The organism is Pseudomonas sp. CH235, from assembly GCF_004368175.1.
Classification (GTDB): Bacteria; Pseudomonadota; Gammaproteobacteria; order Pseudomonadales; family Pseudomonadaceae; genus Aquipseudomonas; species Aquipseudomonas paraglycinae.
In genome coordinates this window covers 51,426-76,753 of the sequence record NZ_RRZJ01000005.1, presented here as the reverse complement: position 1 = coordinate 76,753, position 25,328 = coordinate 51,426, and the positions used below count along the sequence as shown (strand labels likewise).

The window sequence follows — 25,328 nt, the reverse complement described above, 5'->3', positions numbered from 1 at the left end:
GTGCGTCGATCGGTGGCAGTGCGCTGTTGCCGGGCGCGAAGCCGGGCAGAGCAAGGCCCGGATGATGAAGGTTCATGTCAGCCCATCGACCTTGTGCGCCAAAGCGGTTCACCGGACCACCGGATCAGTGATCGTGCAGTCGCAACTTGGTGCATGAAATGCGCGCATGAACCGCTTTGGTGCCTTTTTCTGCCTTGGGTCTGCCTCCTCATGGAAAATCTGCAAAGCGCTGTGGACACGCTGGTTCACAGTTCCAACACGTTGTTCATTCTGATCGGTGCGGTCATGGTACTGGCCATGCACGCCGGTTTCGCGTTTCTGGAGGTCGGAACGGTTCGCCAGAAAAACCAGGTCAACGCCCTGTCGAAAATTCTCAGCGACTTTGCGGTGTCGACCCTGGCCTATTTCTTTATAGGCTACTGGCTTTCGTACGGGGTGACCTTCCTGCAGCCGGCGGCGGTGCTCAGTGCTGATCATGGTTATGGGCTGGTGAAGTTTTTCTTCCTGCTGACCTTTGCGGCGGCGATCCCGGCAATCATCTCCGGCGGTATCGCGGAACGGGCGCGGTTTGTGCCGCAACTGTGCGCCACGGCGCTGATCGTAGCGTTCATCTACCCGTTTTTCGAAGGCATGATCTGGAACGGCAACTACGGTCTGCAAGCCTGGCTGACCGCGCAGTTCGGTACCCCTTTCCATGACTTTGCGGGTTCGGTGGTGGTGCATGCCATGGGCGGCTGGCTGGCGCTGGCGGCGGTGTTGCTGCTGGGGCCGCGCAACGGGCGCTATCGCGATGGTCGGCTGGTGGCGTTCGCGCCGTCGAGCATTCCGTTTCTGGCGTTGGGTTCGTGGATCCTGATCGTCGGCTGGTTTGGCTTCAACGTGATGAGCGCGCAGACCCTGCAAGGGGTCAGCGGACTGGTGGCGGTCAACTCGCTGATGGCGATGGTCGGCGGCACGGTAGCGGCGCTGATCGTCGGGCGCAACGACCCGGGTTTTCTGCACAATGGCCCGCTTGCCGGGCTGGTGGCGGTGTGTGCCGGTTCCGACCTGATGCATCCGGTCGGCGCTCTGGTGACCGGCGCGATTGCCGGCGCCCTGTTTGTCTGGTGCTTCACGGCGGCGCAGGTCAAATGGCGCATCGACGATGTGCTGGGTGTCTGGCCGTTGCACGGTCTGTGTGGTGTGTGGGGCGGCATTGCCTGCGGGATCTTCGGCTCGACCGCGTTGGGCGGACTCGGCGGCGTCAGCCTGATCAGTCAGTTGATTGGCACCGCCCTCGGTGTGGCGGTGGCGCTGATCGGCGGTTTCGCTGTCTATGGTTCGATCAAGGCGCTGCATGGTCTGCGCCTGAGCCAGGAACAGGAGTACTACGGCGCTGACCTGTCGCTGCACAAGATCGGCGCGGTGAGCCAGGACTAGGTCTCTTCATCGTCGGTTCCGGGGTAAAAGCCGTGAAGCAGGCGATAGCGATCGATGCGCACCTGATCGACTTTCTCCTGCACCCGGTGCGCAGGAAACCCCAGCAGGATCAGGGCATGGGAGCCGAGCATCAGGCTCGACTCCAGCAGTTCCGGCACCACTTCGCTGGCGCCGGCTGCCTTCAGCACTGCCGACTGGCTGTCGTCCCGGGTGCGCACCAGAATCGGCACCGTCGGGTTGAGGCGTCTGGCCTCCTTGAGAACCCGCAAGGCCACGTCGGCTTGATCCACGGCAATCACCAGCAGCCTTGCGCGCAGCAAACCGACGGCGATCAACAGATCGCCGCGGGTTGAATCGCCGTAGTGGACGTCGCGCTCGGCGGTGGCGGCCTCCTGAATTCGCACCGGATCGTTGTCCAGCGCGACGTAGGTTTGCCCGGCATTGCGCATGAAGCGTCCGATCGACTGACCGACACGGCCGTAGCCACAGATCACCACATGCCCGTCGAACCCGGCATTGAGGGCGCTGATTTCCTCGATCTGCGCTTCCTGATTGGGTTTGCGGTGCAGGGCGGCGGCGATGCGCGGTGCGGCGCGTAACAGCAGGGGCGTCAGCAGCATCGAGCAGAAGGTGGCGGCGAGCAGCAGGGCGCCGATCTCGGCGGGGAGCAACCGGCTCTGCTGCATCTGCGCCATCAGGGCGAAGCAGAATTCACCGCCCTGGGCGAGGGCGAGACCGCTGCGCCAGGCCGTTTCACTGTCGCTGCCGCGCCATTTCACCAATAGCGCCACCACCAGGCCTTTGATCACCAGCAAACCCAGGGTCATCCCGATAATCAGCAGGCTGTGGCTGGCGAACAGTTGCAGGTCGATCAGCATGCCGATGCTGACGAAAAACAGTCCCAGCAGAATGTCGCGAAACGGCCGGATATCGGCCTCGATCTGATGCCGGTAATGGCTCTCGCCCAGCAGCATGCCCGCGAGGAACGCGCCGAGGGCCGGAGACAGGCCCAGCAGGTGGGTCAGCCAGGCCGTCAGCAACACGATCACCAGTGCCAGCAGCACGAACAACTCTGCTGAGCGGGACGCCGCGACTTCCTGAAACAGGCGGGGCAGCAGCCAGCGGCTGGCCAACAACAAACCGAAGAACAGCAAGACGGTCTTCAACAAGGTCAGGGGCAACGCCCAGTACCAGGCCTGATCACTGCTGCCGGCGAACACTGGCACCAGCGTCAGCAGCAACACGGCCACCACGTCCTGGAACAACAGGACACCCACCGCGTTCTGGCCATGGCTGCTGAAGATTTCGCCGAGACTGCCCAGCTCTTTGGTTACGATTGCAGTGGATGACAACGACAGGCCAGCGCCCAGCAGCAAGGCCGGTGTAGCAGGCATGCCCAACAGCATCAGCACGCCTCCCAGCAGGAATGTGGTGATCAGCACCTGCTGGCTGCCCAGTCGGAAAACCACCTGGCGCAGGGCAATCATTTTCGACAGGGAGAACTCCAGCCCCAGGGAAAACAGCAGAAACACCACGCCCAGTTCGGCAAGATCCGGCAGATGTTCGCTTTCATTGATCCAGTCGAATGCCTTCGGCCCGACCATCAAGCCCACGCACAGGTAGCCCAGCACAGGCGGCAGGCGCAGGCGACGGAACAGGGCAATCATCACCAGGGACGACGCCAGAATGATCAGCAGATTGGCAAACACAAGGCACTCCGGGACAGGTCAGGCTCTTCAAGCGTAGAGGTAAAAAACACCGGAGCATCGCGTAAATGGCGATTTTGTGGGCTGATTTACATCAGGGTTTTACAAGGGACGGGATCGAACCCGGTGGGTGGGTCGACGGGCTTTGCGGGCAGGCCTAGAATGATCACTCGATTTTTGGGGTTGAGCGCACATGCTTCCTGAATGCCAGTTGTTCGGCACCCTGGGGTGCCATTTGTGTGAAGTCGCGGAGGCCGAACTGATGCCTTTTGTCGAGCATGGTCTGCTGGTGGAGCTGGTGGATATTGCTGACGATGAATCATGGTTCGAGGCTTACAGCCTGCGGATCCCGGTCTTGCGCAGGGTCGATACCGGCGCGGAACTGGGGTGGCCGTTCAGCGCCGATCAGGTGGTGGCATTCCTGCGTTAATGACTTTTTCTCGTTTGCGTTGATGGCGTTCGTCACCTTCGCTAATCACGGCTTGGCACTTTTCGGGTTATTCGGTTACTGTATGCGCATACAGTAATTGGATTGGCCTGCCTTGCCGTTTTCGGGCATTTGTCAGGGCAAACTGGATGTCAGAGGGAGCCACCGTGGTCAATGTCGAACAGTTGAAAAGCAGCGTGAACGGGATGTCGGTTGACGTGGTGCGCGAGGCCGTCCACGAATTGCGCCTGGACGGTCTGGTCACGGAAGGCAAGACTCCCTTCAACAAGCTGCATTTCAATACCTGCTTTGCCGAGATCGAGGCGTTGTTCCAGCGCGCCGGCTATCACAAGCAACTGGATGTGGTCGGTTATCAGGGGCTTTTGTACGCCTTGTATGACCCAGGTCGCTGGGAAGCCGTTGATGTACTTCGCTGGCTGAAGGAATTCACCGAGGCAGCAGCGCTCAAATCGATCCCCGCCTGATTCCGCGCTAGGTCTGCCGCGTCCGGTGTTGGATAATGCCGCTCTGCTTTGAAGGTTAGAGTTTTCGTATGTCCAGCACATCAACGTTTTCCGCCGCACAGAATCAGGCCAGCACGCTGTATCTGCCCCCCGGTAGCTGGCGGACAGTGCTCGACTGCCTGTGTGAGCATTTCAATGCCATCGGGCGCGATCAATGGCTGGATCGGATCGCCCGGGGCCGGGTGCTCGACGGTCAGGGTCAGCCGATTGCGTTGGACTTGCCCTACAAGGAAGGGCTGCGCATTCACTATTTTCGTGAAGTGCTGGATGAAAAGCCGATCCCGGTGGTCGAGTCGATCCTGTATGCGGATGACCATCTGGTGGTGGCGGACAAGCCGCATTTCCTTCCGGTGACCCCGGCAGGCGAGTACGTCGAACAGACGTTGCTTCGCCGATTGATCCGGCGCCTGGACAATCCCCATCTGGTGCCGCTGCACCGGATTGACCGGCACACGGCCGGGCTGGTGATTTTTTCGGCCAACCCACAGACGCGGTCGGCGTATCAGTCACTGTTCCCGACTCGGCAGATCGAAAAACGCTATGAAGCCATTGCGGCCGCGCTGCCCGAGTTGGACTTTCCGTTGGTGCACAAGAGTCGCATGGTCGACGGCGAACCGTTTTTCCGCATGCAGGAAGGGCCGGGTGTGAGTAACACCGAAACGGCGGTGGAGGTTCGTGAAAAGAACGGCGAACTATGGCGCTACGGCCTGTACCCGGTAACTGGCAAGAAGCATCAGCTACGGGTGCACATGACGGCGCTGGGGGCGAGCATCTGCAATGATCCGTTCTACCCTGAAGTGCTCAAAGACGTTGAAGATGACTACGCCAATCCGCTCAAACTGCTGGCGCAGGGATTGCGATTCATCGATCCGGTCACGGGGCAGGTGCGCGAATTTGAAAGCCGAATCACGCTGGACTGGTGATTCCGGGTATCGACCCTTTTCTGCCAGACACGAAAAAGCCCGCATATTGCGGGCTTTTCTGTATCCGCTGTCGAACTGAAGACTTACAGCTCTTTGACTGTGCGGACCTGATCCTTGTTGATGCGAGTGTGCTTGCCGTCCAGTTGTTCGAACTCGTAGAAGCCCGAATCTTCATCATACTTAGGGGCGTCGACAGCCTGGATTTCGCGACCGTCATTCAAGGTGATCACTGTTGGCGAAGCGCAACCGGCGAGGGTGGCGAGGCCCAGTGCGAGCATGAAAGTGGCGAGGGTCCGTTGAGTCATGAGTGTGTCTCCGAAGGGAAATTCTTTTGGTTACTGAGCTTGAGACGTATACAAGGCGTGCAAGTTCCTTGAATGCTGTCAGTCTGACACAGTGTTGTGCGAACTCAACAGTTCAGGGGTGTTGAGATTGGCCAGGCGTGGATCGTTGTCAGGGCAAACCAGGGCCTGGGCATCAAGATTGCGCATCACTCGGCCGGGGCTGCGTTCTCCTGCGCTCCAGGCGTTTTCGAATGCCGGCAGGAGTGCCACCGGGATCACGCAAAGTAGCGGTTCCCAGTGATCGTCATGGCGCAACATTAAAGGTTTTTCAGAATTCAGACTGGCCGCCTCGCGCATGCTGTGCAGAAGCGCAATATCGATGCGCGGAACATCACAGGGCAGAACCAGCAGGTGGGTGTGGCGCGCGGCTTTCAAGCCGGCGCGTATACCGGCCAATGGTCCGGGAAAGTCCTCCTCGTCATCGCTTACCAATTGGTCGGCGAACGGCGCATAGCGTTCACGATTGCGGTTGCAGGAGATGATCAGGTCATCCGTCAACGGCCGAACCTTGCGATGCAGATGTGCGATCAGTGGTTCACCGTGCCACTCCACAAGTCCCTTGTCCCGGCCGCCCATCCGCTGGCCGCGTCCACCTGCCAGCAACAGAATGGAGCAGGGTGGTAGTGGCGAGTTCGAAGTCATGGCAGCTCTCTGCAGGGGCGGCGAAAAAAGGGGGCGCTGTGATATAACACCGGGCTGTTTCTTCTACAACTGGACGAGCCTATGAAAGCCAAGGCTGATGTACCTTTCGTGCCGCTTAATATCGCGGTGTTGACGGTCAGCGATACCCGAACCCTGGAAACCGATACCTCCGGCCAGGTCTTCGTCGACCGGCTGACGGCCGCCGGCCATTATCTGGCGCAGCGAGTGCTGCTCAAAGATGACCTGTACAAGATCCGTGCGCAAGTCGCCCACTGGATTGCCGAAGACGTCGTGCAAGTCGTGCTGATCACCGGAGGCACCGGTTTTACTGGCCGTGACAGCACCCCGGAAGCGGTCGCTTGCCTGCTGGACAAACAGGTCGATGGCTTTGGTGAGCTGTTCCGCCAGATCTCGGTGGCCGACATCGGCACCTCCACCGTGCAATCCCGGGCTTTGGCGGGACTGGCCAATGGCACGCTGGTCTGCTGCCTGCCAGGTTCGACCAACGCAGTGCGCACCGGTTGGGATGGCATCCTCGCCGAGCAACTGGACTCACGCCACCGCCCGTGCAATTTCGTCACTCATTTGAAACAGGCGGCGCCTTGTGAATCCCGTGGGTAAGCCGGGCAAGACCGGCAGCCTGATGCCCGTCGAAGAGGCATTCGCGCGATTGCTGGAAATGGCCGAGAGCTCGCGGATTGTCGAGAGTGAGTTTTTGCCACTGGCGCATGTTCAGGGGCGGGTGCTGGCGCAGGATCTGATTTCGACACTGGATCTGCCGCCGTGGCCGAACAGCGCCATGGACGGTTACGCGTTGAATCTGGCCGACTGGACCGGCGAACCGTTGCCGGTCAGTCAGAAGATCTTCGCCGGACAGGCGCCCAAGCCTTTGGAACCAGGCACCTGTGCGCGGATCTTTACCGGCGCGCCGGTGCCTGCCGGTGCCGACTGTGTCGAGATGCAGGAAAACGCCGAGATTCATGCCGACGAACGTGTGAGTTTCATCGAGACGATGGTGACCGGGCAAAACATTCGCCCGCGAGGCCAGGAAACGACTGTTGGCGAGCTGGTCTTGCCTGCCGGAACCCGGCTCGGTCCGATCGAGCAGGGGTTGGCCGCGTCACTGGGTTGCGCTGGGCTCGAGGTGATTCGCCGGGTCCGTGTGGCGGTGCTGTCCACGGGGGACGAGTTGGTCGAGCCGGGCACGACACTGGGGCCGGGACAGATCTACAACAGTAACCGGGTGTTGTTGTGCAGCTGGTTGCAGCGCCTGGGATGTGAAGTGGTGGATGCCGGTATTCTTCCTGATGACTTGCCCACCACCCGTGCGCGACTTGGGGAGCTCCAGGATGTAGACCTGATCCTGTCGACCGGTGGCGTATCGGTAGGGGAAGCGGATTTCCTCGGAATCGCATTGAGGGAAGAGGGCGAACTGACACTCTGGAAGCTGGCGATCAAACCCGGCAAGCCGCTGACGGTCGGGCATTTTCGCGGTGTCCCGGTGATTGGGTTACCGGGTAATCCGGCCTCGACACTGGTGACCTTTGCTTTGTTGACCCGACCTTATCTGTTGCGTCGCCAAGGCGTGCAGGATGTCGAGCCGCTGAAGTTTTCGGTGCCCGCAGGATTTGTCTGGCCTCAGGCCGGTAACCGCCGTGAATTTCTGCGCGGACGTCTGGAGCAGGGGCAAGCGATTATCTACCGCAACCAGAGTTCGGGCGTTCTGCGCAGCGCTGCCTGGGCCGAGGGTCTGGTGGAGGTGCAGGAAGGCCGAGTCTTGGCCAAGGGTGACCAGGTGCCATTCATTCCACTCAGCGAGCTTCTCGGTTGATTGCAGGCATTTGAAAGGCAGGCATCGTCGCAAAACGATGCGTGCCTTTCAGCCGTTCAACGGCTGAGCAGTGTGACGAGCTGATCGAACCGGCTGTTGGCAATCCAGCCCAACAGTCCGAGCACCATCGCTGTCGCGCCTGCCGAATAGGCAAGACGATGTTTGATGGCTTTGACGTCTCCTCTGACTTCGTCCATGTCACGTCGAATGTACTTGAGGTGAGTTTCCAGCTCGGTGACGCGCGGTTCCATTTCGTTTTCTCCAGTACTTCTGGCGCTGCATTTGAATTCGTCTTTAAGACTGGCGCGACTTTCGGAGAGAGAGGCAACCGGACTCACGGATAATCTTGCTTCATGGCTTTGCATGGAAACACCCGCCTGATGCGATGGGGTTCTGTCGGCAAATGCCGGAATGCAAATTTTCGTAAGTCCTGAAACTGTATGCACTCATTACATGCACATCCTTGTGTAATTGAATTGAAGATTGCTGACGCCGACACACGTTGTACCAAGGACCGGGCTGGGTCAATTGAGCCGATTCCTTACGTTCTGTACGAAAATGTACCGGCATGTAGGACGATCAGTGTGAGCCTCAGGAATTAATCAGAAGGCGTGTGACTTTTTTACCTGCGTTGGTGGTCAAGATGTCCCGTACTGATTCAATTCCGGGAGTAACAGCAATGAGTGAACGCAAGGCATTGTTGATTCTGCATGGCAAGCAGGCACTCAACGAGGCGGTTCGTGCCGCTGTCGAGAACAAACGCAAGCAGGGCTGGGAACTGGCTGTGCGCCTGACCTGGGAGGCCGGCGATGCCCAGCGACTGGTGGAGGAGGCGCTGGCGGCGGGATACAGTCAGATCATTGCCGGTGGCGGAGATGGCACCCTGCGCGATATCGCCGAAGCAATGGCGGCGCAGCCGGGCAAGGCCAGCCTGGTGCTGTTGCCGCTGGGAACCGCCAACGATTTTTCCCGCGCGGCGGCCATTCCGCTGGAGCCGGCCGAAGCGCTCGAATTGCTTGAGGCACCCGCCCATGACATTGATCTGGGCGAGGTCGGCGGGCAGATTTTCCTGAACATGGCCACCGGCGGATTCGGCAGCCAGGTGACCGCCAACACGTCGGAAGATCTGAAAAAAGTGCTGGGCGGCGCGGCCTATCTGTTCACCGGTTTATCGCGGTTCAGTGAGTTGCATGCCGCTTATGGCGAATTGCAGGGTCCGGATTTTCACTGGCGTGGCGAGCTGCTGGCGCTGGGGATCGGCAACGGTCGTCAGGCGGGCGGCGGGCATGTGTTGTGCCCGGAAGCGTTGGTGGACGACGGTCTTCTGGATATCAGCATTCTGCCAGCGCCACAGGAGCTGGTCGGCACGCTGAAAAATCTGCTCAGCGACGGATTCGGCATCGATAACATGTTCGTGCGTACCCGTTTGCCGTGGGTTGAAATCAAGGTTGCCGAAGGGCTTTGCATCAATCTCGACGGTGAGCCACTGGAGGGCGACAGCCTGCGGTTTGCGGCGCGCCCGGGGGCGTTGCGTTTGCATTTGCCCAAGGACTCGCCGCTGTTGGGCGCAACGCCCCGGGTCAGTCGTCCAGACTGATGATCTGTTCGCGCACGGCGAACAGCACCAGGCCCGCCACATCGTAGATTTGCAGGCGTTTCATGATCTGCGACCGGTGGGTTTCGACCGTCTTGATGCTCAAGCCCAGGCCATTGGCGATTTCTCGCGTGGACTTGCCGCGCACGATCAAACGCAGGATTTCCAGCTGGCGTGCCGTGAGGTTGTGCGACTCGGCGACTTCCGGCTGCTGCTTCAGATTGCGGGTCAGCGCCTGATTGATCACGGTATGGGCGATGGCAGGACTCAGGTAGCGCTCGTTGTTGCGCAGTGCTTCCAGTGCATGTTCGAGCTCGGTGGCCGTGGTGTCCTTGAGCAGGTAACCGTGCGCACCGGACTCCAGCGCCTGCATGATGAGCGCGGGGTCGGTGTGCATCGACAGGATCAGCACTTTGGCGTGCGGGCGTACCCGTCTGAGCCGCTGCAAGGCTTCCAGGCCGCCGGTTTCCTTCATGGAAATGTCCAGCAATACGATATCGGGAGACAGCAGCTCGACCATCTCGAGCAGCTGCGAGCCATCATTGGCCTCGCCGATGACCGCATAACCGGGAATATCCAGCACCAGGGCGCGCACGCCGGCCCTGATCAGCGAGTGGTCATCCACCAGAAGTAAGTTACAAGTCAACGCATAACCTTATTCGTACTGGCCCGCTCGAGTGCACGGGGCGCCCAGGGGAATAGTGCTTCGATTTGAGTACCTTTGCCCGGCTCGCTGGTCACGCTCAGTGTGCCGCCCAGTTGCTCGATCCGTTCGGCCATCCCGGCCATGCCCCGCTGTCCTTCGCGACCCGGATTCGCTGCCGGGGAAAAGCCCAGGCCATCATCGCTGATCAGCAGGGTCAGGCCCTGCGGCAGGCGTTGCACGCGGATCAACAGGTTTTTGGCCTGCGCATGGCGAAGGATGTTGGTCACCGCTTCCTGAGTGATACGAAAGGCGGCCACGGCCATTTCTTCGGGGATTCCGTTCAGGCGCTGCTGGCAGTCCAGACTCCAGTGCACCGAAGTATTGGCCAGTACCTTGAGCAGGTGCGCACGCAAGCTCGCTTCCAGACCAAGGCTGGTCAGTTGCCGCGGGTTGAGAATGGCCGAAACGTCGCGAACCTTGTTAAGGGTTTCTTCGAGCGTCTCGCAAAGTACTGAACAGTGTTCCTGCATGTCCGCGGGCAAGCGACGCTTGAGCCATTCGCTTTGCAGCTTGGCGGCGGTCAGCAGTTGGCCGATATCGTCATGCAGTTCACGGCTCAGGCGATGGCGCTCGTTTTCCTGGACTTCCAGCAAACGGTCGGCGAGTTCCTGAGGCTGGAACTTGATGGATTTGCGCGACAGACGATGTTGGGTCCAGACGCAACCGGCAGCCGCCACGTTGATCAGCAGCAGGCCGAGCGACAACGGCGCAGAGATGCCATAGCTCAACAGACTGCCCAAGGCCGAAGCCGTGCACAGCAGGAGTGTGAACCTGCGGGCATTTTCTCGGGAGGGAGGCCATGTGGTGATTGACTTGAGGCTGGCGTACATAGCGGATGGAGCCAATGGATGTTCGCTGCGGGCAGACCGGTCAGAAGGGCTGGCGGTCTCTGTCTGGAAAACTGTCATTCAGGTTGTTGATTTCAAAACGGTTCAGTGATCGATAATTGAGCGCCAACTTCGGTGGAGACTGCTCATAGAAGTCACAATGCCATTAACTGAAACAACTAACGGGCGGCATAATACCACTTAACATACCGTTGGTCGCGTTTGCGCTATATGTCCAAAGAGTCAGGAAACAGGCCATGTTGGACGAGGGTTCCATAATGGAAAAGTTGAAGTACCCGACTCGATAATTATCGATGCACCACAAGTTTTCTTTTACACAGGAAAACCCTGACATCCGCAGAGGATAGTCTGCATTCATCGCACGTAATTATTTATTGGGAGGTGTCGCAGGCAGGCATGAACTATTCAATTGCGACATTCGACGGCGAGAACTGACGGGCCCGAACAGCCCACTGTATGCTCGGTTACGCTTGGCGTTCCGTCCAGGAGACGAGGGACATCGGCTTGCCATTGAGCGGCATTTGAAAGTGAGTCTGTCCGACCTGGCAGGCAAAGGCTTCAATCAGCGACGCCTGCTCGCTTTCATCGAGGCCCAATTGGCCGGTGCTTGGGTCAACCAGCTCCAGTTGCCAGGCCATCAGGGTGAAGCAGTCTTTCAGTGCTTCCAGGGCCTGCGCATGCAAATCCACGTGATCCTGAACCTGGGTGAGCAGGCCATGCAGGTGCAGGGAGAATTCGGACACCGCCCCCAGCGCCAGGGCATCGGCCTTGTTCGCCAGCTTGAGGAGGGTGCTGAGCATGCAGTCGATGGCGTCCTTGTCATTGCTGATCAGCTGCAAGTGGCTGAGGCATTCTTCAGACTTGGCCAGGAGCGTTTCAGCCTCGACAAGAAATTCGGGGAACCGCTGCGCCCAGTCACTACGGTCGTTCGGCATGCTTATCTCCACCACGTCATGTCTGATGAGGGAATGCCGTGTGTGTCGACGATCATGAACCGTCGCGAGACCGCGCCCCGGTGTGCATTGGCACAGACCTGGGGTTTCAAGAGGATGTGTTTCCACTGAATTGCGATCGCACACAATAGCCTGACTCCGTTCATGCAATGAGAATGGCGTCACATTAATGGCTATTGGATATCGCGAATATCAGGTTGGGCCTGATTGTTACTAGGGGATTCCCTTAGGCATGGGAACCTGTCGCGCAAATCGAGGTCGCGCCGAAGAGAATGTAGCAGATGATTTCACCGGGCCAGTAAAGCATGATGTTAATGTGACATCAATGCCTGCTCATGGCATTTTGTTGGTGATTTGTGACGGGATCAAGATCCGTCAGATTCAGCCGATAACCCCCAATAGTGAATTCATCAGAACAAGCCCAGGAGTCATTGATGGCCGGCATTCTCGACACGGTAGACCAACGCACGCAACTGGTGGGTGAGAATCGCCTGGAAATTCTCATGTTTCGACTGGCCGGACGCCAATTGTTCGCGATCAACGTGTTCAAGGTGCAGGAAGTCCTGCAGTTGCCGAAACTGACCCTGATGCCCCAGCGTCACCCGTTTGTCTGTGGCGTGGTCAATCTGCGTGGGCAGACGCTGCCGGTGATCGACCTGTCCCAGGCGATCGGCATGCGCCCGTTGGTACCAGGTCCGAACAGCACGATCATCGTTACCGAATACAACCGTTCGGTGCAGGCGTTCCTCGTCGGTGGCGTGGACCGCATCGTCAACATGAACTGGGAAGCCATCCTGCCGCCGCCGACCAGCGCCGGTCGCCAGCATTACCTGACGGCCATCAGCAAGGTCGACGATCAACTGGTGGAAATCATCGACGTCGAGAAAGTCCTCGCCGAAATCGTGCCGTACAACGCCAAGGTTTCGCGCGACAAACTGGACGATCCGGTGCTCGAACGCGCCCGTGGCCGTGAAGTGTTGCTGGTGGACGACTCCAACGTGGCGCTCTCGCAATTGCGTGACACCCTAGGCCAGTTGGGCGTGAAGATGCACATCGCCAGCGACGGCCTGAAAGCCCTGAACATGCTCAAGGCCTGGGCGGACACCGGGGTGAACATGACCGACAAGCTGCTGATGATCTTTACCGACGCTGAAATGCCGGAAATGGATGGCTACCGGCTGACCACCGAAATCCGCAACGACCCGCGCCTGCGTGGCCTGTATGTGGTGCTGCACACCTCGCTGTCCGGCAGTTTCAACGACTCGATGGTGAAGAAGGTCGGCTGCGACAACTTCCTCTCCAAGTTCCAGCCGGACAAGCTGGTCGATGTGGTGCGCCAGCGTCTGATGCTCGACGAAGTGCCGGCCTGATCAACGTGTCGAGGCTGACCCTGCGTCAGCCTTTGATTCGCTGACAAAGCTCGTATAGGGTGGCGTTTTTGACCCACCAGGGAGCTGGCCATGCTGCGTCTGAGCGCGCTTTATCGTTACCCGTTGAAATCCGCCAAGGGCGAGGTCCTGCAAGGGATCGGCCTGGACAAACTGGGGCTTGAGGGCGACCGACGCTGGATGCTGGTGGACGAGGCCAGCGGGCGATTCCTGACCCAGCGTGCCGAAGCGAAGATGAGCCAGTTGTCGGCATTGTGGAATGCCAGCGGCGGTCTGACGCTCAGCGCGCCGGGGCATTCGGCAATCGATGTCGCCTTGCCCGGCAGCGACGACGACCTGCGCGGCGTAACCATCTGGCGTGACACCCTGCGTGTGCCGGATGCCGGTGAAGAGGCGGCCCGCTGGGTCAGCGATTTCATCGGCAAACCGACCCGCCTGGTGCAAGTGCCGCTGGATCGTGCCCGGACGACCCAGGCCGGGTACGGCAACGATGACGATCAAGTGGCATTCGCCGATGGTTTCCCGCTGCTGCTGATTGGTGAGGCCTCGCTGCAACACCTGTCGCAGGAAGTCGGGCGTCCGCTGGAAATGCTGCGGTTCCGGCCGAATCTGGTGATCGAAGGCAGTGATGCTTACGCCGAGGATGGCTGGAAGCGGATTCGAATCGGCGATGTCGAGTTCCGCGTGGTCAAGTCCTGCTCGCGGTGCATTCTCACCACGATCGATCCGCAGACAGGTGAGCGCAGCGCTGACCGTGAACCGCTGGCGACCTTGCAGAAGACTCGCGCCCAGGCCGACGGCGCGATGTTTGGCCAGAACCTGGTCAACGACGGCAACGGCCGGCTTGAAGTCGGCATGCCGGTGGAAATTCTCGAATAACCCGCTCTGAAACGAAAAAATGCCCGTGTCCTTGGACACGGGCATTTTTTATTGCCGTAGGAAACCGGGGTTTCAGCCGCGGTATTCGCACAGGTAAGCGGTGTCGACGGCCACTTTCAGCTGGAACTTGCTGTTGGCTGGCACGTTGAACTGGCTGCCGGCGGCGAAGGTTTCCCAGTCGCTGCTGTCCGGCAGTTTGACGGTCAGTGCGCCCGAAACCACGTGCATGATTTCACGCTGGCTGGTGCCGAATTCGTATTCGCCCGGGGCCATGACGCCGATGGTCGCAGGGCCTTCAGCGGTGCCAAAAGCGATCGACTTGACGGTGCCGTCGAAGTACTCGTTGACTTTAAACATGGGCGATTCCTCTCGAAAAGGGCTTAAAAGGGTCAAAAAGGGTCGGCCAGTATGCACAAGGCTCATGGCGCCGTCACCTGCCCTAGAGCGGCAGCACCAACGGCAATAATCGGGCGGTATTGCGCGCATCTTCCAGCGCCCGGTGTTGTTGACCGGTGAATTGCATGCCCGCCAGTTGCAACGCGCCATTGAGGCCCAGTGGCCGTTCGAGGCGTCGGGCCTTGGCAAAGCGCTGTTTGAGGTTCATGTGCGGCACCCGGCTCAGCGCGCTGTCGAGTTGCAGGCGCTGCCATTCCTGAAGCAACTGTTTGCGGTCGTAATCGCCCCAGCTCGCCCAGCCTTCAAGGCGTGTCTGGTGCTGACCGAGCCAGCGCTCGAACGCAGGCCACACTTCACTCAACGGCTGCGCCGCGTCGATGTTGGCCTGGGTGATGTGCGTGAGTTCGCGGCAAAACGGCGTCAGCAAGGGGCGCCGCGTCGGTTTGACGAAGCGCTGGAAGTGATCCTGCTCGCGACCGGCGCGATCAACCAGGGTCGCGCCGATCTCGATGATCTCCATTTCCGTAACCGGCCAGCCACCCTCATCGGTGGTGGCTTCCAGATCTATGACCAGCCAATGGGGCATCGCAGGGTTCCTGATTTCCGCGTCCTGATTATTCAGAGCGTAGTCAAACCTTGCGGATGCGCGCGGCGACTACTCGACCTGCAACAGAACCTGACGATTTTTTACCTGATCGCCGATCTTGACCTGTACCCGCTTGAGCACGCCGTCGATGCCGGCCTTGAGCGGGTGCTCCATTTTCATCGCTTCCAGCACCACCAGCAGCTGGCCCTTGCTGACCGGGCTGCCTTCGCTGACAAGCACATCGATGATGGCGCCATCCATCGGGGCTTTCAACGTGCCGGAACTGACGCTGGTCTGACTGTCGATCACCGCGTGAGTTCGATCCACCAGGTGCAGGCTGCCGGGGTGGGTGAACAGCCAGAGCTGGTCGTCGCGCAGCCGATAGGCATGGCGCTGACGCAGGCCATCGATCTCCAGCGTCACAGCCCCGTCGGTGTGCTCGACCCGTTTGACTTCGATCACGCGCTCCGCGACCTGCACTGCAAACGTGTTGTCCGGACTGGCGCGCAGTTGCACGTTCCAGTCGCGGGCGTCGAGGCCGATGCGATAAAGCAACGGCGCACCGGCATTGTTGCGCCATCCGGACAACGGGGCGCGGTGTTGCTGTGCGACAGATTGGTAAAACAGCACCGCCGCCACGGCCAGCTCTTCGGCACTGGGCGAATAGGCGCGAAGGCAGTCGTGATCGGCGAAGAACTGCGGGATGAAGCCAGTGCCGAATTCTCCGCTGATGAACTGCGGATGCTGCAACAGGCTGGCGAGCAATCGCTGATTGCTATGCACGCCCAGCAACACGCTGTCCTGAACCGCACACAACAGTTTGCGCCGGGCCTCTTCACGGGTCGCGCCGTGGGCGATCAGTTTGCCGAGCATCGGGTCGTAGAACGGTGAGACCGACTGGCCTTCGATCATGCCGTGATCAATTCGCGCACCGCGATTCAGTGCCGGCGCCCAGGCTTCGATACGCCCGGTCTGCGGAAGAAAACCCTGGGCCGGGTCTTCGGCGTAGAGGCGTACTTCCATCCCGTGGCCATCGAGTTTGACCTGCGCTTGCGACAGCGGCAGAGGCTGGCCCTCGGCAACCAAAAGCTGCCACGCCACCAGATCCAGCCCAGTGATCAGTTCAGTCACCGGGTGCTCGACCTGCAACCGGGTGTTCATTTCCAGAAAGTAGAACCGGCCATCGGCATCTAGCAAAAACTCCACGGTGCCGGCGCCGACATAGTTCACCGCACGCCCGGCCTTGAGCGCCGCTTCGCCCATTGCCTGGCGCAGTTCTTCGGTCATCACCGGGCAGGGTGCTTCTTCGATGACTTTCTGGTGCCGACGCTGAATCGAACAGTCGCGTTCCCCGAGGTAGATCAGGTTGCCGTGATGATCGCCGAACAGCTGCACTTCGACATGGCGCGGTTCGATCAACGCCTGTTCGAGGATCAGTTCGTCGCTGCCGAAACCGTTCAAGGCTTCGGAGCGCGCCGTGCGCAATTGCGCTGGCAATTCCTCGACGCTGTGCACCAGACGCATGCCGCGCCCGCCACCGCCGGCGCTGGCCTTGATCATCAACGGGTAACCGATGCGCTCGGCTTCGCGGGTCAGCGTCACGTCGTCCTGCTCGGCGCCTTGATAGCCGGCGATGCACGGGACGCCGGCGGCGAGCATGGCGATTTTCGACTGTCGTTTGCTGCCCATCAGTTCGATGGCTTCGACGCTGGGGCCGATGAAGGTCAGGCCGGCCTGTTCGCAGCCGCGGGCGAATTCGGCATTTTCCGAGAGAAAGCCGTAGCCGGGATGGATCGCGTCGGCACCGCTGCGCCGGGCGGCGTCGAGGATCGCCGTGATGTTCAGGTAGGACTGCTGCACCGGCGCCGGGCCGATGTTCACCGCTTGATCGGCCATTTGCACGTGCAGTGCGTCGGCGTCGGCGTCGCTGAACACCGCGACCGTGCGATAGCCAAGCGCCTGGGCGGTGCGCTGGATGCGGCAGGCGATTTCACCGCGGTTGGCGATCAGGATTTTGTGGAGGGCGGGCATGGTGGTTTTCCTGAATGTTGGCGGTGGATTGAAGGGCCTCATCGCGGGCAAGCCCGCTCCCACAGGGTCAGGTGCTCCATCCGGGTTTGCGCTTTTGCACAAACGCCATCGTGCCTTCGATGCCTTCGGCACCGGTCACCGCTGCGCTGAACCACTGCGCGGCTTCGTCCAGCAATTCACTCGACGGCTGGCCGGCGCTGGCCAGCAGCAGTTTCTTCGTCATGGCATTCGCTTCCGGGGCGCAACACAAGACGTGGTCGAGCACTTCATCCAGTCGCTCGGCGAGCGCCTGTGGATCCTGCTCGACAAAATGCACCAGTCCCATGCGTCGGGCCTGATGGCCGTCGAAGCGGGCGGCGGTCAGGGCCAGGCGTCGGGTCTCGGTGAGGCCGATGCGCTGCACCACAAACGGCGCGATCTGTGCCGGCAGCAGGCCGAGGCTGGTTTCCGGCAAACCGAATTGCGCCTGATGATCGGCGATGGCGATATCGCTGACACAGGCCAGCCCGAAGCCGCCCCCGAGCACCGCGCCCTGCAACACGGTGATCAGCACTTGCGGGGTGTGCTGCGCTTCTTCCAGCAACGACCCGAAGGCACGGTTCAGATCGCGATAGGCATCGCTGCCCTGAGCGCGGGCGTTGGCCATGTCCTTGATGTCGCCGCCGGCGCAGAAATGCCCGCCGGCACCGCTGAGCACCAGCGCGCGAACGCTGCGGTCATCGCGCACCTCTGCCAGCACGGCGCGCAACTCGGCGACCATTTGCAGGCTCATGGCGTTGCGGCTTTCCGGGCGATTGAGGGTGATGTGCAACACGCCGTTGTGCCGTTCCAGCAGCAGCGTCTGGCAATCGGGCAGGGCGCTCATTTCTTTTTCCCCGGCAGGATGCCCATCAGTTTGCAGATGATCCCCAGCATGATTTCGTCGGCGCCGCCGCCAATCGACACCAGCCGCACGTCGCGGTAGGCGCGGGCCACCGGGTTGTCCCACATGAAGCCCATGCCGCCCCAGTATTGCAGGCAGCTGTCACTGACTTCGCGGCCAAGACGTCCGGCCTTGAGCTTGGCCATCGAAGCCAGTCGGGTGACGTCCTGGCCTTTCACGTATTGCTCGGTGGCCTGATAGACCAGCGCCCGCAGGCATTCGATTTCGGTCTGCAATTCGGCGAGGCGGAAGTGGATCACCTGGTTGTCGATCAGCGCATTGCCGAAAGTCTTGCGTTCCTTGCAGTACTCGATGGTGCTGTCGACGCAGTATTCCAGGCCTTTGATCATGTTCGCCGCGCCGAACAGGCGTTCCTCCTGGAACTGCAGCATCTGCATCATGAACCCGGCGCCTTCGTGGCCGATGCGATTGCGCTGGGGCACGCGCACGTTGTCGAAAAACACCTGGGCGGTTTCCGAGCTGCGCATGCCGAGCTTGTCCAGGTGCGAACTGAGGCTGATGCCCGGCGTGTTCATCGGCACCATGATCAGCGACTTGTTGACGTGCGGTTTGTCATCCGAAGTGTTGGCCAGCAGACAGATGAAATCAGCACTCGGCGAGTTGGTGATCCACATCTTGCTGCCGTTGATCACATAGTCGTCGCCGTCCTTGCGTGCGGTGGTCTTGAGCCCGGCGACATCGGAGCCAGCGCCGACTTCCGAGACGCCGATGCAACCGACCTGCTCGCCGGTGATGGCCGGGCGCAGGAATTCTTCGCGCAATTCATCGGAGCCGAAGCGGGCGAGGGCCGGGGTGCACATGTCGGTCTGCACGCCGATCGACATCGGAATGCCGCCGCAATGAATGGTGCCGAACTCTTCGGCGGCGACGATCGAATAGCTGTAATCCAGGCCCATGCCGCCGAATTTTTCCGGCTTGGAAATCCCCAGCAGACCGAGGTCGCCGGCCTTGCGGAATATCTCGTGGATCGGAAAGCGCCCGGCCTTTTCCCACTCATCGACGTGGGGGTTGATCTCGTGCTCGACGAACTGGCGGACGGTACGGCGCAGTGCTTCGTGTTCCGGGGTGAAGATCATTTTTATTGTTCTCCTTTAATCCGTGGCGATCAGAACCGGCTGACGCCGAAGCTGTTGGGTTGCAACGTGCGGATGTCGGCTTCGTGGCAGATGTCCAGCAGGTAACCGAGCAGGGTGCGGGTGTCGCGCGGATCGATCAGCCCGTCGTCCCACAGGTTGGCGCTGCCGTAGAGCGCGGTGGACTGGCTGTCGAGTTTCTGCGCGGTGACCTGCTCCAGCGTGTCGAGCATTTTCGGGTCGGGCACCAGGCCGTCCTTGAGCTGTTTGGCTTCGGTGACGATGCGCAACACCTTGCCTGCCTGGGCGCCACCCATCACGGCGGTGCGGCTGTTGGGCCAGGCGAAGATGAAGCGCGGATCGAGCCCGCGCCCGCACATCGCATAGTTGCCCGCGCCATAGGAGCCGCCGACCACAATCGTCAGTTTCGGCACCCGCGTATTGGCCACGGCCTGGATCAGTTTCGAGCCGTGCTTGATCACGCCGTGCTGTTCCGATTCGGTGCCGACCATGAACCCGGTGGTGTTGTGGAAAAACAGCAGCGGTGTCTGGCTCTGATCGCAGAGTTGAATGAATTGCGCCGCTTTGCTCGCGCCGTTGGGCGTGATCGGGCCGTTGTTGCCGATGAAACCGCAGGCGCGCCCCTGGATTTTCAGGTGCCCGCAAACGGTCTGCTGATCGAACTCGCCCTTGAACTCCAGGAAGCGCGATTCGTCGGCGATCCGAGCGATGATTTCGCGCACGTCGTAGGGCTTTTTCGGGTCGTCCGGGATCAGGCCGAGCAGTTCGTCGATGGGGTACAGCGGCTCTTTGAATTGCGGCTCGGGCAGCCACGGTATTTGCTCGTTCCAGTTCAGCAGGCTGACGATTTCCCGCACCTGACGCACGCCGTCGGCATCGTTTTCGGCCAGGTATTCTGCGGTGCCGGCGACTTGCGCGTGCATCTCGGCGCCGCCCAGTTCTTCGTCGGTGGCGACTTCACCGGTCGCTGCTTTAAGCAACGGCGGGCCGGCAAGAAACAGCTTGGCCTTGCCGCGCACCACCACCACGTAATCCGACAGCCCCGGCTGATACGCGCCACCGGCGGTGGCCGAACCGTGCACCACGGTGATCTGCGGCAGCCCCATGGCCGACATCCGCGCCTGATTGGCAAAGCTGCGTGCGCCTTCGACGAAAATCTCCGCCGCGTAATTGAGGTTGGCGCCGCCGCTTTCGGCGAGGGTGATGACCGGCAGTTTGTTTTCCTGGGCGATCTGTTGCAGGCGCAGGGATTTTTTCAGACCCGACGGGGAAATCGTCCCGCCCTTGATCGCGCTGTTGTTCGCCACGATCAAGGCGCGCACGCCGGACACGTAACCGATGCCGGCGATCAAGCCGCCACCGGCCGAGCTGCCGTCCTTGTCGTCGTGGAGTTTGTAGCCGGCCAGGCTCGCCAGTTCGAGGAACGGCGCGCCGGGGTCGAGCAACAGATTCAGACGTTCACGGGGCAACAGTTGTCCACGTTTGTCGAATTTCGGCTTAGCCTCGGCCGCCTTGTTCAGCAGGTTCTGTTCGAGCTGCTGGACTTGCTCGATGGCGGCGAGCATGGCTGCGCGGTTGCGGGCGAAGGCTTCGCTGTGCGGGTCGAGTTGGGACTGGATCTGCGGCATGGCTTACTCCTTGTCCTTCAAAACGTCCGGCATATAGGCCCGGTGAAAACCGTTGAAGGATTCGCTGTGGGTCGCCTTGTGCAGCGGCCAGGCGCGACTGCCCAGGCTGGCCGCGCCGTCTATGCGCAAGGTGCTGCCGCTGATGAACGCGGCAGCCGGGCTGAGCAGAAACACGATCGCTGCGCTGACCTCCGATTCGGTGCCGATGCGCTTGAGCGGCACGTGTTCGCGCAAGGTCGGGATCACGGCCTTGAACGCGCCTTCGTAAGTGTCCATGCCGCTGGACGCGATCCAGCCCGGCGCCACCGCATTCACCCGAACGCCGGCATAACCCCATTCGAACGCCGCCGTTTTGGTGAAGTTGTCCATGCCCGAACGCGCAGCGCCGGAGTGGCCCATGCCGGGCATGCCGCCCCACATGTCGGCGAGCATGTTGACGATGTTGCCGCCGTGTTTGCTCATCGATTGATTGAACACTTCCCGGGCCATCAGGAAGCCGCCGACCAGATTGGTCCGCAGTACGGTTTCGAAACCTTTCTGATTGATCGAGGCCAGGGGCGACGGGTACTGGCCGCCGGCATTGTTGACCAGCCCGTGGATCGGCCCGTGTTCGCGGATCAGTTCGCTGACCAGCGCCTTCACCGCCTCTTCGTCACGGATATCGCAGGCCCTCCAGCTCGCCCGACCGCCGTCCTCGGCAATTTCGGCGGCGACGCTTTGCAGCTTTTCCGGCTTGCGCCCGACCAGCACCACGTTGGCCCCGAGCGCCGCCAGTTCATGGGCGGTGCAACGCCCGATGCCACTGCCGCCCCCGGTGACGATGACGGTCTGGCCGCTGAACAGATCAGCCCGGAAAATCGATTCGAACGCCATGGTGCCAATCCTCTAGTCGAACTGTTCGGCGATGCTCTGCGGCACCGGGATCTGGATTTCCAGCAATTGCTGGGCGAAGGCCTTGCCTTGCGGGTCGATGCGCAGGCTCGCCACGCCGCCGCCACCAAGGGCGTTTTCCAGCAGGAAGTTGAGGCTGTGGGTGCCCGGCAGATACCAGCGCTCGACCCGGCCGTGAATCGGGTCGAGGACATGGCTCATCCAGTCGACAATCACGGCCGGGGTCAGCGCTTCGGCGATCCACGGCAGGTATTCGGGACGGCGCGGCAGGACGCCGATGTTGCTGTGATTGCCCTTGTCGCCGGAGCGCGCCACGGCCAGTTTCACCAATGGCACGCTCGCGTCGGCGCGGCCCTGGGGTTTGGGCGTTTCGTGGGGCAGGGGCAGATCCTGACTGTCGAGTGTTGCAGGGGCGGGCAGGGTGAACGGGTGAGATTCGCCGGCGATGTCGATCTGCAATGTGCAGGCGCTTTTGTCGATCAGGAACGAGAACAGCCGGATCAACGGATATACCGTCGGCCGTCCGCCAACGATCCCGGTCAGCCCTGGCGCCATGCCGGTGGCGGCCTGGGCGATCTCCCGGGAGAACAGGATCAACGCTTGTTTGTTCGGGTGGCGTACGGCGAGTTTGATCACCACTTCGCGGCTGTCCCGGCGCTGGCCGTGAGGGCCGTAGGTGGCTTCGCTGCCGAGCAGTTCGACGTGGGTTTCGGTGTAGAGCCCGAGACCTTTCTGGTCGAGCATCTCCGAGGTTTTTTCGAGAATCGCCTGGCTGACGCGCCGGGCTTTCTCCACGGCATCGATGCCGGCGATCAGGCAACTGGCGGTGCAACGGAAACCGTCCGGATACGTTGCGCTGACCTTGTATTGGTCGCTGGGCGGCAAGCCTTTGGCGCCGTGGACCCGGACCGCGTTTTTGCCTTGTTGCTGGAGTTTGACCTGGCTGAAATCGCAGACCACATCGGGCAACAGATAGGCCTGCGGATCACCGATTTCGTAGAGCATCTGCTCGCCGACGGTCAGTGGCGTAACCAGTCCGCCGGAGCCTTCGGGTTTGCTGACGATGAACTGGCCGTCGGCGCTGACTTCGACGATCGGGAAACCGATGTGTTCGTAGTCCGGCACGTCGCGCCAGTCGGTGAAGTTGCCGCCGGTGCACTGCGCGCCGCATTCGATGATGTGCCCGGCCAAGGCGCCTTGCGCGAGTTTGTCGTAGTCGTGCCACGACCAGCTGAATTCGTGCACCAGCGCGGCACTGACCACTGCGCTGTCGACCACCCGGCCGGTGATCACGATGTCGGCGCCAAGGCGCAGGGCTTCGACGATGCCCGGCGCGCCGAGGTAGGCGTTGGTCGACACGCACATCGGCGGCAGCGGGGCGCCGCTGAACATTTCCGTGATGCCTTGGGTGGCCAGTTGTTTGAACTGGGGTTGCAGGTCATCGCCCGACAGCACGGCGATCTTCAGCGCCACGCCAGCCTTGTCGCAGGCCGCTTGCAGCGCGGCGGCGCAGGCCTTGGGATTGACCCCGCCGGCATTGCTGATGACGCGAATGTTCTGTTCGGCCAGTTGCGGCAACAGAGGCGCGAGGACTTCGATGAAATCGCCGGCGAACCCGGCCTGCGGATCCTTCATGCGTGCGCCGGCCATGATCGACATGGTGATTTCGGCGAGGTAGTCGAAGACCAGATAATCCAGCTGTCCTGCGGCCACAAGCTGCGCGGCGGCGGTCGAGGTGTCTCCCCAGAATGCGCTGGCGCATCCGATGCGAACCGTGGTGGGCATTTTGATCTCCGACTCAGCAACCTGTGACAGAAGTGCATCGAGACTACCAAGCAAGCGCTTGGTTTGTAAACGCTTGAAATTATCTTCAGCCCAAGCGCTTGCTTGGTCACCGCCGGCGGCTTAAATTGCCCGCGCAACCCCGCCGTTTCTGAGGCGTACGGCGCATTTGACTGACGACTGTAGGAGAGAACGGGTGGACGAGCAAAAAGCCCTGAGGGTCATGCGTGAACTGGTCGATGCCGGCCAGTTGACCGATCCGGACAGCGCTCGCGGCAAACTGCTGCAAGTGGCGGCCCACCTGTTCCGCAACAAAGGCTACGAGCGCACCACGGTGCGCGATCTGGCCGGCGCCGTGGGGATTCAGTCCGGCAGCATCTTTCATCACTTCAAGAGCAAGGATGAAATCCTGCGGGCGGTGATGGAAGAAACCATCCGCTACAACACTGCGCTGATGCGCGCAGCCCTGGCCGATGCCGCCGATGTGCGCGAGCGGGTGCTGGCGCTGATCCGCTGCGAATTGCAGTCGATCATGGGTGGCAGCGGCGAAGCGATGGCGGTGCTGGTGTATGAATGGCGCTCGCTGTCCGAAGACGGCCAGGCCAAAGTGCTGGCGCTGCGCGACATCTACGAAGACCTCTGGCTGCAAGTACTGGGCGAGGCCAAGGAGGCGGGGTTTATCCGTGGCGACGTGTTCATTACCCGACGTTTTCTCACGGGCGCGCTGTCCTGGACCACCACCTGGTTCCGTGCCGGCGGCAGCCTGAGCCTGGATCAACTGGCCGAAGAGGCGCTGATTCTGGTGCTCGAAGAGCGCTAGGCGCTTTCTATCAGGTCGGGAAACTGGCTAACTGGGCGAAACCGCCTAGCTTGAATGCAATGATCGGTACTTTTTCGGGGAGTGGGGTGTTTTGAAGTCTTCGCCAATTCGGACGGCCGCCGGGCTGATGCTCGCAGCGCTGGCTGCTTTATGGGTATTGCCTGCTCCGGCGGCGCAGGTGGTTCGGGTGGGCGCAGCGCATTTTCCGCCCTACACCATTCGCCCGGAAAATGGCGCCGACACCGGCCTGCTGCCCGAGTTGGTCGCGGCTTTGAACAGCGCTCAGAGCGACTATCGCTTCGAACTGGTGCCCACCTCGATTCCTCGCCGGTTCGGCGATTTCAAGGACAGCCGCACTGACATGGCGATCTTCGAAAACCCTGAGTGGGGCTGGAAAGACATTCCCCACATCACCGTCGACATGGGGCTTGAGGACGCAGAGATTTTCGTCGCGCAGAACAAGCCCGGTCGCCAACAGAACTACTTCGCGGATCTCAAGGGCAAAAGGCTGGCGCTGTACAGCGGCTATCACTACGAATTCGCCAACTTCAACGCCGATCCCAAGTACCTCGCCGAAACCTACAACGCCACGCTGACCTATTCCCACGACAGCAACCTGCTGATGGTCTTGCGCGGGCGCGCGGACATTGCGTTGGTGACCCGCTCGTACCTGTTCGATTACCTGCTGCGCAACGAAAAGGTGCGCGACGAGTTGCTGGTGTCCCAGCGCATCGACCAGATCTACCACCACTACGCGATTCTCAGTCCGAAGGCGCCGATCACCGGCGAAGCGTTCGGCAAGCTGCTGCAGGGCCTGCGCGACAACGGGCAGATGCTGAAGATCTTCGATCCGTACAAGATTGCGGTGGTGCCGGTACCGCATCAGTGACCGGCGGTTTTTGCCGAACGGCCTAAATTTCCCGCCCCGGCTCACGTCCCATCGTTGAACTGTCGACGATTATCGTGAGCCCGA

Annotated in this window: 26 protein-coding genes; 11 read left to right on the top strand and 15 right to left on the bottom strand. The window is 60.9% G+C overall.

What is annotated here, in order from left to right:
• Positions 1 to 210 precede the first annotated feature (210 nt).
• Positions 211 to 1,419, top strand: coding sequence for an ammonium transporter (locus EIY71_RS07455; RefSeq protein WP_134021178.1), 1,209 nt, complete (start codon positions 211 to 213; stop codon positions 1,417 to 1,419).
• Here EIY71_RS07455 and EIY71_RS07450 read toward each other — a convergent pair.
• Positions 1,416 to 3,128 carry a monovalent cation:proton antiporter-2 (CPA2) family protein gene (locus EIY71_RS07450; RefSeq protein ID WP_134021175.1) on the bottom strand — a complete coding sequence of 571 codons (1,713 nt, stop codon included), beginning with the start codon at positions 3,126 to 3,128 and terminating at the stop codon, positions 1,416 to 1,418. The two genes, EIY71_RS07455 and EIY71_RS07450, sit on opposite strands and share 4 nt — an antisense overlap.
• 190 nt (positions 3,129 to 3,318) lie before the next feature.
• On the opposite strand from EIY71_RS07450, the gene EIY71_RS07445 reads away from it, so the two are divergent.
• The 3 genes from EIY71_RS07445 (at position 3,319) to EIY71_RS07435 (ending at position 4,999) form a co-directional block, all read left to right on the top strand.
• Positions 3,319 to 3,555 (top strand): glutaredoxin family protein, encoded by a 237-nt coding sequence (locus tag EIY71_RS07445; protein WP_007955734.1) that lies wholly within the window; start codon positions 3,319 to 3,321, stop codon positions 3,553 to 3,555.
• A 164-nt stretch (positions 3,556 to 3,719) separates the two neighbouring features.
• Entirely contained in the window at positions 3,720 to 4,037 is a 318-nt protein-coding gene (locus EIY71_RS07440; RefSeq protein WP_064598282.1) for a hypothetical protein, read from the top strand.
• A 68-nt stretch (positions 4,038 to 4,105) separates the two neighbouring features.
• Positions 4,106 to 4,999 carry a pseudouridine synthase gene (locus EIY71_RS07435; protein WP_129972566.1) on the top strand — a complete coding sequence of 298 codons (894 nt, stop codon included), beginning with the start codon at positions 4,106 to 4,108 and terminating at the stop codon, positions 4,997 to 4,999.
• An 83-nt stretch (positions 5,000 to 5,082) separates the two neighbouring features.
• Here EIY71_RS07435 and EIY71_RS07430 read toward each other — a convergent pair whose 3' ends face one another.
• Entirely contained in the window at positions 5,083 to 5,304 is a 222-nt protein-coding gene (locus tag EIY71_RS07430; RefSeq protein WP_039770418.1) for a YgdI/YgdR family lipoprotein, read from the bottom strand.
• 78 nt (positions 5,305 to 5,382) lie between these two features.
• The gene (mobA, locus tag EIY71_RS07425; RefSeq protein ID WP_134021172.1) at positions 5,383 to 5,985 is read right to left on the bottom strand and encodes a molybdenum cofactor guanylyltransferase MobA; all 603 of its coding nucleotides are present in this window, start codon (positions 5,983 to 5,985) and stop codon (positions 5,383 to 5,385) included.
• A gap of 81 nt (positions 5,986 to 6,066) precedes the next feature.
• Here mobA and moaB point away from each other — a divergent pair, with 81 nt between their 5' ends.
• Together moaB and glp are read left to right on the top strand one after the other, a co-directional pair.
• Positions 6,067 to 6,606: a molybdenum cofactor biosynthesis protein B gene (gene moaB, locus EIY71_RS07420; protein ID WP_085744951.1), complete on the top strand. Its 540-nt coding sequence runs from the start codon at positions 6,067 to 6,069 to the stop codon at positions 6,604 to 6,606.
• Entirely contained in the window at positions 6,590 to 7,816 is a 1,227-nt protein-coding gene (gene glp / locus EIY71_RS07415; RefSeq protein ID WP_134021169.1) for a gephyrin-like molybdotransferase Glp, read from the top strand. Before moaB ends, glp begins: the two co-directional genes overlap by 17 nt.
• A 56-nt stretch (positions 7,817 to 7,872) precedes the next feature.
• Here the strand turns inward: glp and EIY71_RS28655 are convergent, their stop codons facing one another.
• On the bottom strand, positions 7,873 to 8,181 hold the full coding sequence (locus EIY71_RS28655) for a hypothetical protein (RefSeq protein ID WP_173892738.1): 309 nt from the start codon (positions 8,179 to 8,181) through the stop codon (positions 7,873 to 7,875).
• Positions 8,182 to 8,495: 314 nt separating this feature from the next.
• Here EIY71_RS28655 and yegS point away from each other — a divergent pair, with 314 nt between their 5' ends.
• Entirely contained in the window at positions 8,496 to 9,413 is a 918-nt protein-coding gene (gene yegS / locus EIY71_RS07405; protein WP_102686451.1) for a lipid kinase YegS, read from the top strand.
• Here the strand turns inward: yegS and EIY71_RS07400 are convergent.
• The 3 genes from EIY71_RS07400 to EIY71_RS07390 form a co-directional block, all read right to left on the bottom strand.
• The gene (locus tag EIY71_RS07400) at positions 9,397 to 10,056 is read right to left on the bottom strand and encodes a response regulator transcription factor (protein ID WP_007955750.1); all 660 of its coding nucleotides are present in this window, start codon (positions 10,054 to 10,056) and stop codon (positions 9,397 to 9,399) included. The two genes, yegS and EIY71_RS07400, sit on opposite strands and share 17 nt — an antisense overlap.
• Positions 10,053 to 10,946, bottom strand: coding sequence for a sensor histidine kinase (locus EIY71_RS07395; protein ID WP_085744948.1), 894 nt, complete (start codon positions 10,944 to 10,946; stop codon positions 10,053 to 10,055). Before EIY71_RS07395 ends, EIY71_RS07400 begins: the two co-directional genes overlap by 4 nt.
• Positions 10,947 to 11,428: 482 nt before the next feature.
• Positions 11,429 to 11,899, bottom strand: a complete 471-nt coding sequence (locus EIY71_RS07390) for a hypothetical protein (RefSeq protein WP_085744947.1) — start codon at positions 11,897 to 11,899, stop codon at positions 11,429 to 11,431.
• Between the two features lie 452 nt (positions 11,900 to 12,351).
• On the opposite strand from EIY71_RS07390, the gene EIY71_RS07385 reads away from it, so the two are divergent.
• Together EIY71_RS07385 and EIY71_RS07380 are read left to right on the top strand one after the other, a co-directional pair.
• Positions 12,352 to 13,287, top strand: coding sequence for a chemotaxis protein CheV (locus tag EIY71_RS07385; protein ID WP_034155209.1), 936 nt, complete (start codon positions 12,352 to 12,354; stop codon positions 13,285 to 13,287).
• 90 nt (positions 13,288 to 13,377) lie between these two features.
• Positions 13,378 to 14,184, top strand: a complete 807-nt coding sequence (locus EIY71_RS07380; protein WP_085744946.1) for an MOSC domain-containing protein — start codon at positions 13,378 to 13,380, stop codon at positions 14,182 to 14,184.
• A 72-nt stretch (positions 14,185 to 14,256) separates the two neighbouring features.
• On the opposite strand, the gene EIY71_RS07375 is transcribed toward EIY71_RS07380, so the two are convergent.
• From EIY71_RS07375 to EIY71_RS07340, 8 genes are all read right to left on the bottom strand, one after another.
• Positions 14,257 to 14,541, bottom strand: a complete 285-nt coding sequence (locus EIY71_RS07375; RefSeq protein WP_007940055.1) for a pyrimidine/purine nucleoside phosphorylase — start codon at positions 14,539 to 14,541, stop codon at positions 14,257 to 14,259.
• An 82-nt stretch (positions 14,542 to 14,623) separates the two neighbouring features.
• Entirely contained in the window at positions 14,624 to 15,166 is a 543-nt protein-coding gene (locus EIY71_RS07370; protein ID WP_011335265.1) for an exonuclease domain-containing protein, read from the bottom strand.
• 69 nt (positions 15,167 to 15,235) lie between these two features.
• Positions 15,236 to 17,197: an acetyl/propionyl/methylcrotonyl-CoA carboxylase subunit alpha gene (locus tag EIY71_RS07365; RefSeq protein ID WP_134021167.1), complete on the bottom strand. Its 1,962-nt coding sequence runs from the start codon at positions 17,195 to 17,197 to the stop codon at positions 15,236 to 15,238.
• A 67-nt stretch (positions 17,198 to 17,264) separates the two neighbouring features.
• Positions 17,265 to 18,062, bottom strand: coding sequence for an enoyl-CoA hydratase/isomerase family protein (locus tag EIY71_RS07360; protein ID WP_085744944.1), 798 nt, complete (start codon positions 18,060 to 18,062; stop codon positions 17,265 to 17,267).
• Positions 18,059 to 19,216: a citronellyl-CoA dehydrogenase gene (gene atuD / locus EIY71_RS07355; protein ID WP_085700109.1), complete on the bottom strand. Its 1,158-nt coding sequence runs from the start codon at positions 19,214 to 19,216 to the stop codon at positions 18,059 to 18,061. Before atuD ends, EIY71_RS07360 begins: the two co-directional genes overlap by 4 nt.
• A 29-nt stretch (positions 19,217 to 19,245) precedes the next feature.
• Entirely contained in the window at positions 19,246 to 20,862 is a 1,617-nt protein-coding gene (gene atuC, locus EIY71_RS07350) for a geranyl-CoA carboxylase subunit beta (RefSeq protein WP_085744942.1), read from the bottom strand.
• Between the two features lie 3 nt (positions 20,863 to 20,865).
• Positions 20,866 to 21,735 carry an SDR family oxidoreductase gene (locus EIY71_RS07345; protein WP_085744941.1) on the bottom strand — a complete coding sequence of 290 codons (870 nt, stop codon included), beginning with the start codon at positions 21,733 to 21,735 and terminating at the stop codon, positions 20,866 to 20,868.
• A 12-nt stretch (positions 21,736 to 21,747) separates the two neighbouring features.
• Positions 21,748 to 23,538, bottom strand: a complete 1,791-nt coding sequence (locus EIY71_RS07340; protein WP_134021164.1) for an acyclic terpene utilization AtuA family protein — start codon at positions 23,536 to 23,538, stop codon at positions 21,748 to 21,750.
• A 193-nt stretch (positions 23,539 to 23,731) separates the two neighbouring features.
• Here EIY71_RS07340 and EIY71_RS07335 point away from each other — a divergent pair, with 193 nt between their 5' ends.
• Positions 23,732 to 24,355: a TetR/AcrR family transcriptional regulator gene (locus EIY71_RS07335; protein ID WP_007955773.1), complete on the top strand. Its 624-nt coding sequence runs from the start codon at positions 23,732 to 23,734 to the stop codon at positions 24,353 to 24,355.
• A gap of 91 nt (positions 24,356 to 24,446) precedes the next feature.
• Positions 24,447 to 25,244: an ABC transporter substrate-binding protein gene (locus tag EIY71_RS07330; protein ID WP_134021161.1), complete on the top strand. Its 798-nt coding sequence runs from the start codon at positions 24,447 to 24,449 to the stop codon at positions 25,242 to 25,244.
• Positions 25,245 to 25,328 lie beyond the last annotated feature (84 nt).

Bases quoted from the DNA above. Each gene is read 5' to 3' on its own strand.
- EIY71_RS07340 (WP_134021164.1), bottom strand. From the start codon at position 23,538: ATGCCCACCACGGTTCGCATCGGATGCGCCAGCGCATTCTGGGGAGAC.
- EIY71_RS07365 (WP_134021167.1), bottom strand. From the start codon at position 17,197: ATGCCCGCCCTCCACAAAATCCTGATCGCCAACCGCGGTGAAATCGCC.
- yegS (WP_102686451.1), top strand. From the start codon at position 8,496: ATGAGTGAACGCAAGGCATTGTTGATTCTGCATGGCAAGCAGGCACTC.
- moaB (WP_085744951.1), top strand. From the start codon at position 6,067: ATGAAAGCCAAGGCTGATGTACCTTTCGTGCCGCTTAATATCGCGGTG.
- mobA (WP_134021172.1), bottom strand. From the start codon at position 5,985: ATGACTTCGAACTCGCCACTACCACCCTGCTCCATTCTGTTGCTGGCA.
- EIY71_RS07455 (WP_134021178.1), top strand. From the start codon at position 211: ATGGAAAATCTGCAAAGCGCTGTGGACACGCTGGTTCACAGTTCCAAC.
- EIY71_RS07445 (WP_007955734.1), top strand. From the start codon at position 3,319: ATGCTTCCTGAATGCCAGTTGTTCGGCACCCTGGGGTGCCATTTGTGT.
- EIY71_RS07375 (WP_007940055.1), bottom strand. From the start codon at position 14,541: ATGTTTAAAGTCAACGAGTACTTCGACGGCACCGTCAAGTCGATCGCT.
- atuD (WP_085700109.1), bottom strand. From the start codon at position 19,216: ATGATCTTCACCCCGGAACACGAAGCACTGCGCCGTACCGTCCGCCAG.
- EIY71_RS07435 (WP_129972566.1), top strand. From the start codon at position 4,106: ATGTCCAGCACATCAACGTTTTCCGCCGCACAGAATCAGGCCAGCACG.
- EIY71_RS07395 (WP_085744948.1), bottom strand. From the start codon at position 10,946: ATGTACGCCAGCCTCAAGTCAATCACCACATGGCCTCCCTCCCGAGAA.
- EIY71_RS07345 (WP_085744941.1), bottom strand. From the start codon at position 21,735: ATGGCGTTCGAATCGATTTTCCGGGCTGATCTGTTCAGCGGCCAGACC.
- EIY71_RS28655 (WP_173892738.1), bottom strand. From the start codon at position 8,181: ATGCAAAGCCATGAAGCAAGATTATCCGTGAGTCCGGTTGCCTCTCTC.
- EIY71_RS07380 (WP_085744946.1), top strand. From the start codon at position 13,378: ATGCTGCGTCTGAGCGCGCTTTATCGTTACCCGTTGAAATCCGCCAAG.
- atuC (WP_085744942.1), bottom strand. From the start codon at position 20,862: ATGCCGCAGATCCAGTCCCAACTCGACCCGCACAGCGAAGCCTTCGCC.
- EIY71_RS07370 (WP_011335265.1), bottom strand. From the start codon at position 15,166: ATGCCCCATTGGCTGGTCATAGATCTGGAAGCCACCACCGATGAGGGT.
- EIY71_RS07390 (WP_085744947.1), bottom strand. From the start codon at position 11,899: ATGCCGAACGACCGTAGTGACTGGGCGCAGCGGTTCCCCGAATTTCTT.
- EIY71_RS07360 (WP_085744944.1), bottom strand. From the start codon at position 18,062: ATGAGCGCCCTGCCCGATTGCCAGACGCTGCTGCTGGAACGGCACAAC.
- EIY71_RS07385 (WP_034155209.1), top strand. From the start codon at position 12,352: ATGGCCGGCATTCTCGACACGGTAGACCAACGCACGCAACTGGTGGGT.
- EIY71_RS07430 (WP_039770418.1), bottom strand. From the start codon at position 5,304: ATGACTCAACGGACCCTCGCCACTTTCATGCTCGCACTGGGCCTCGCC.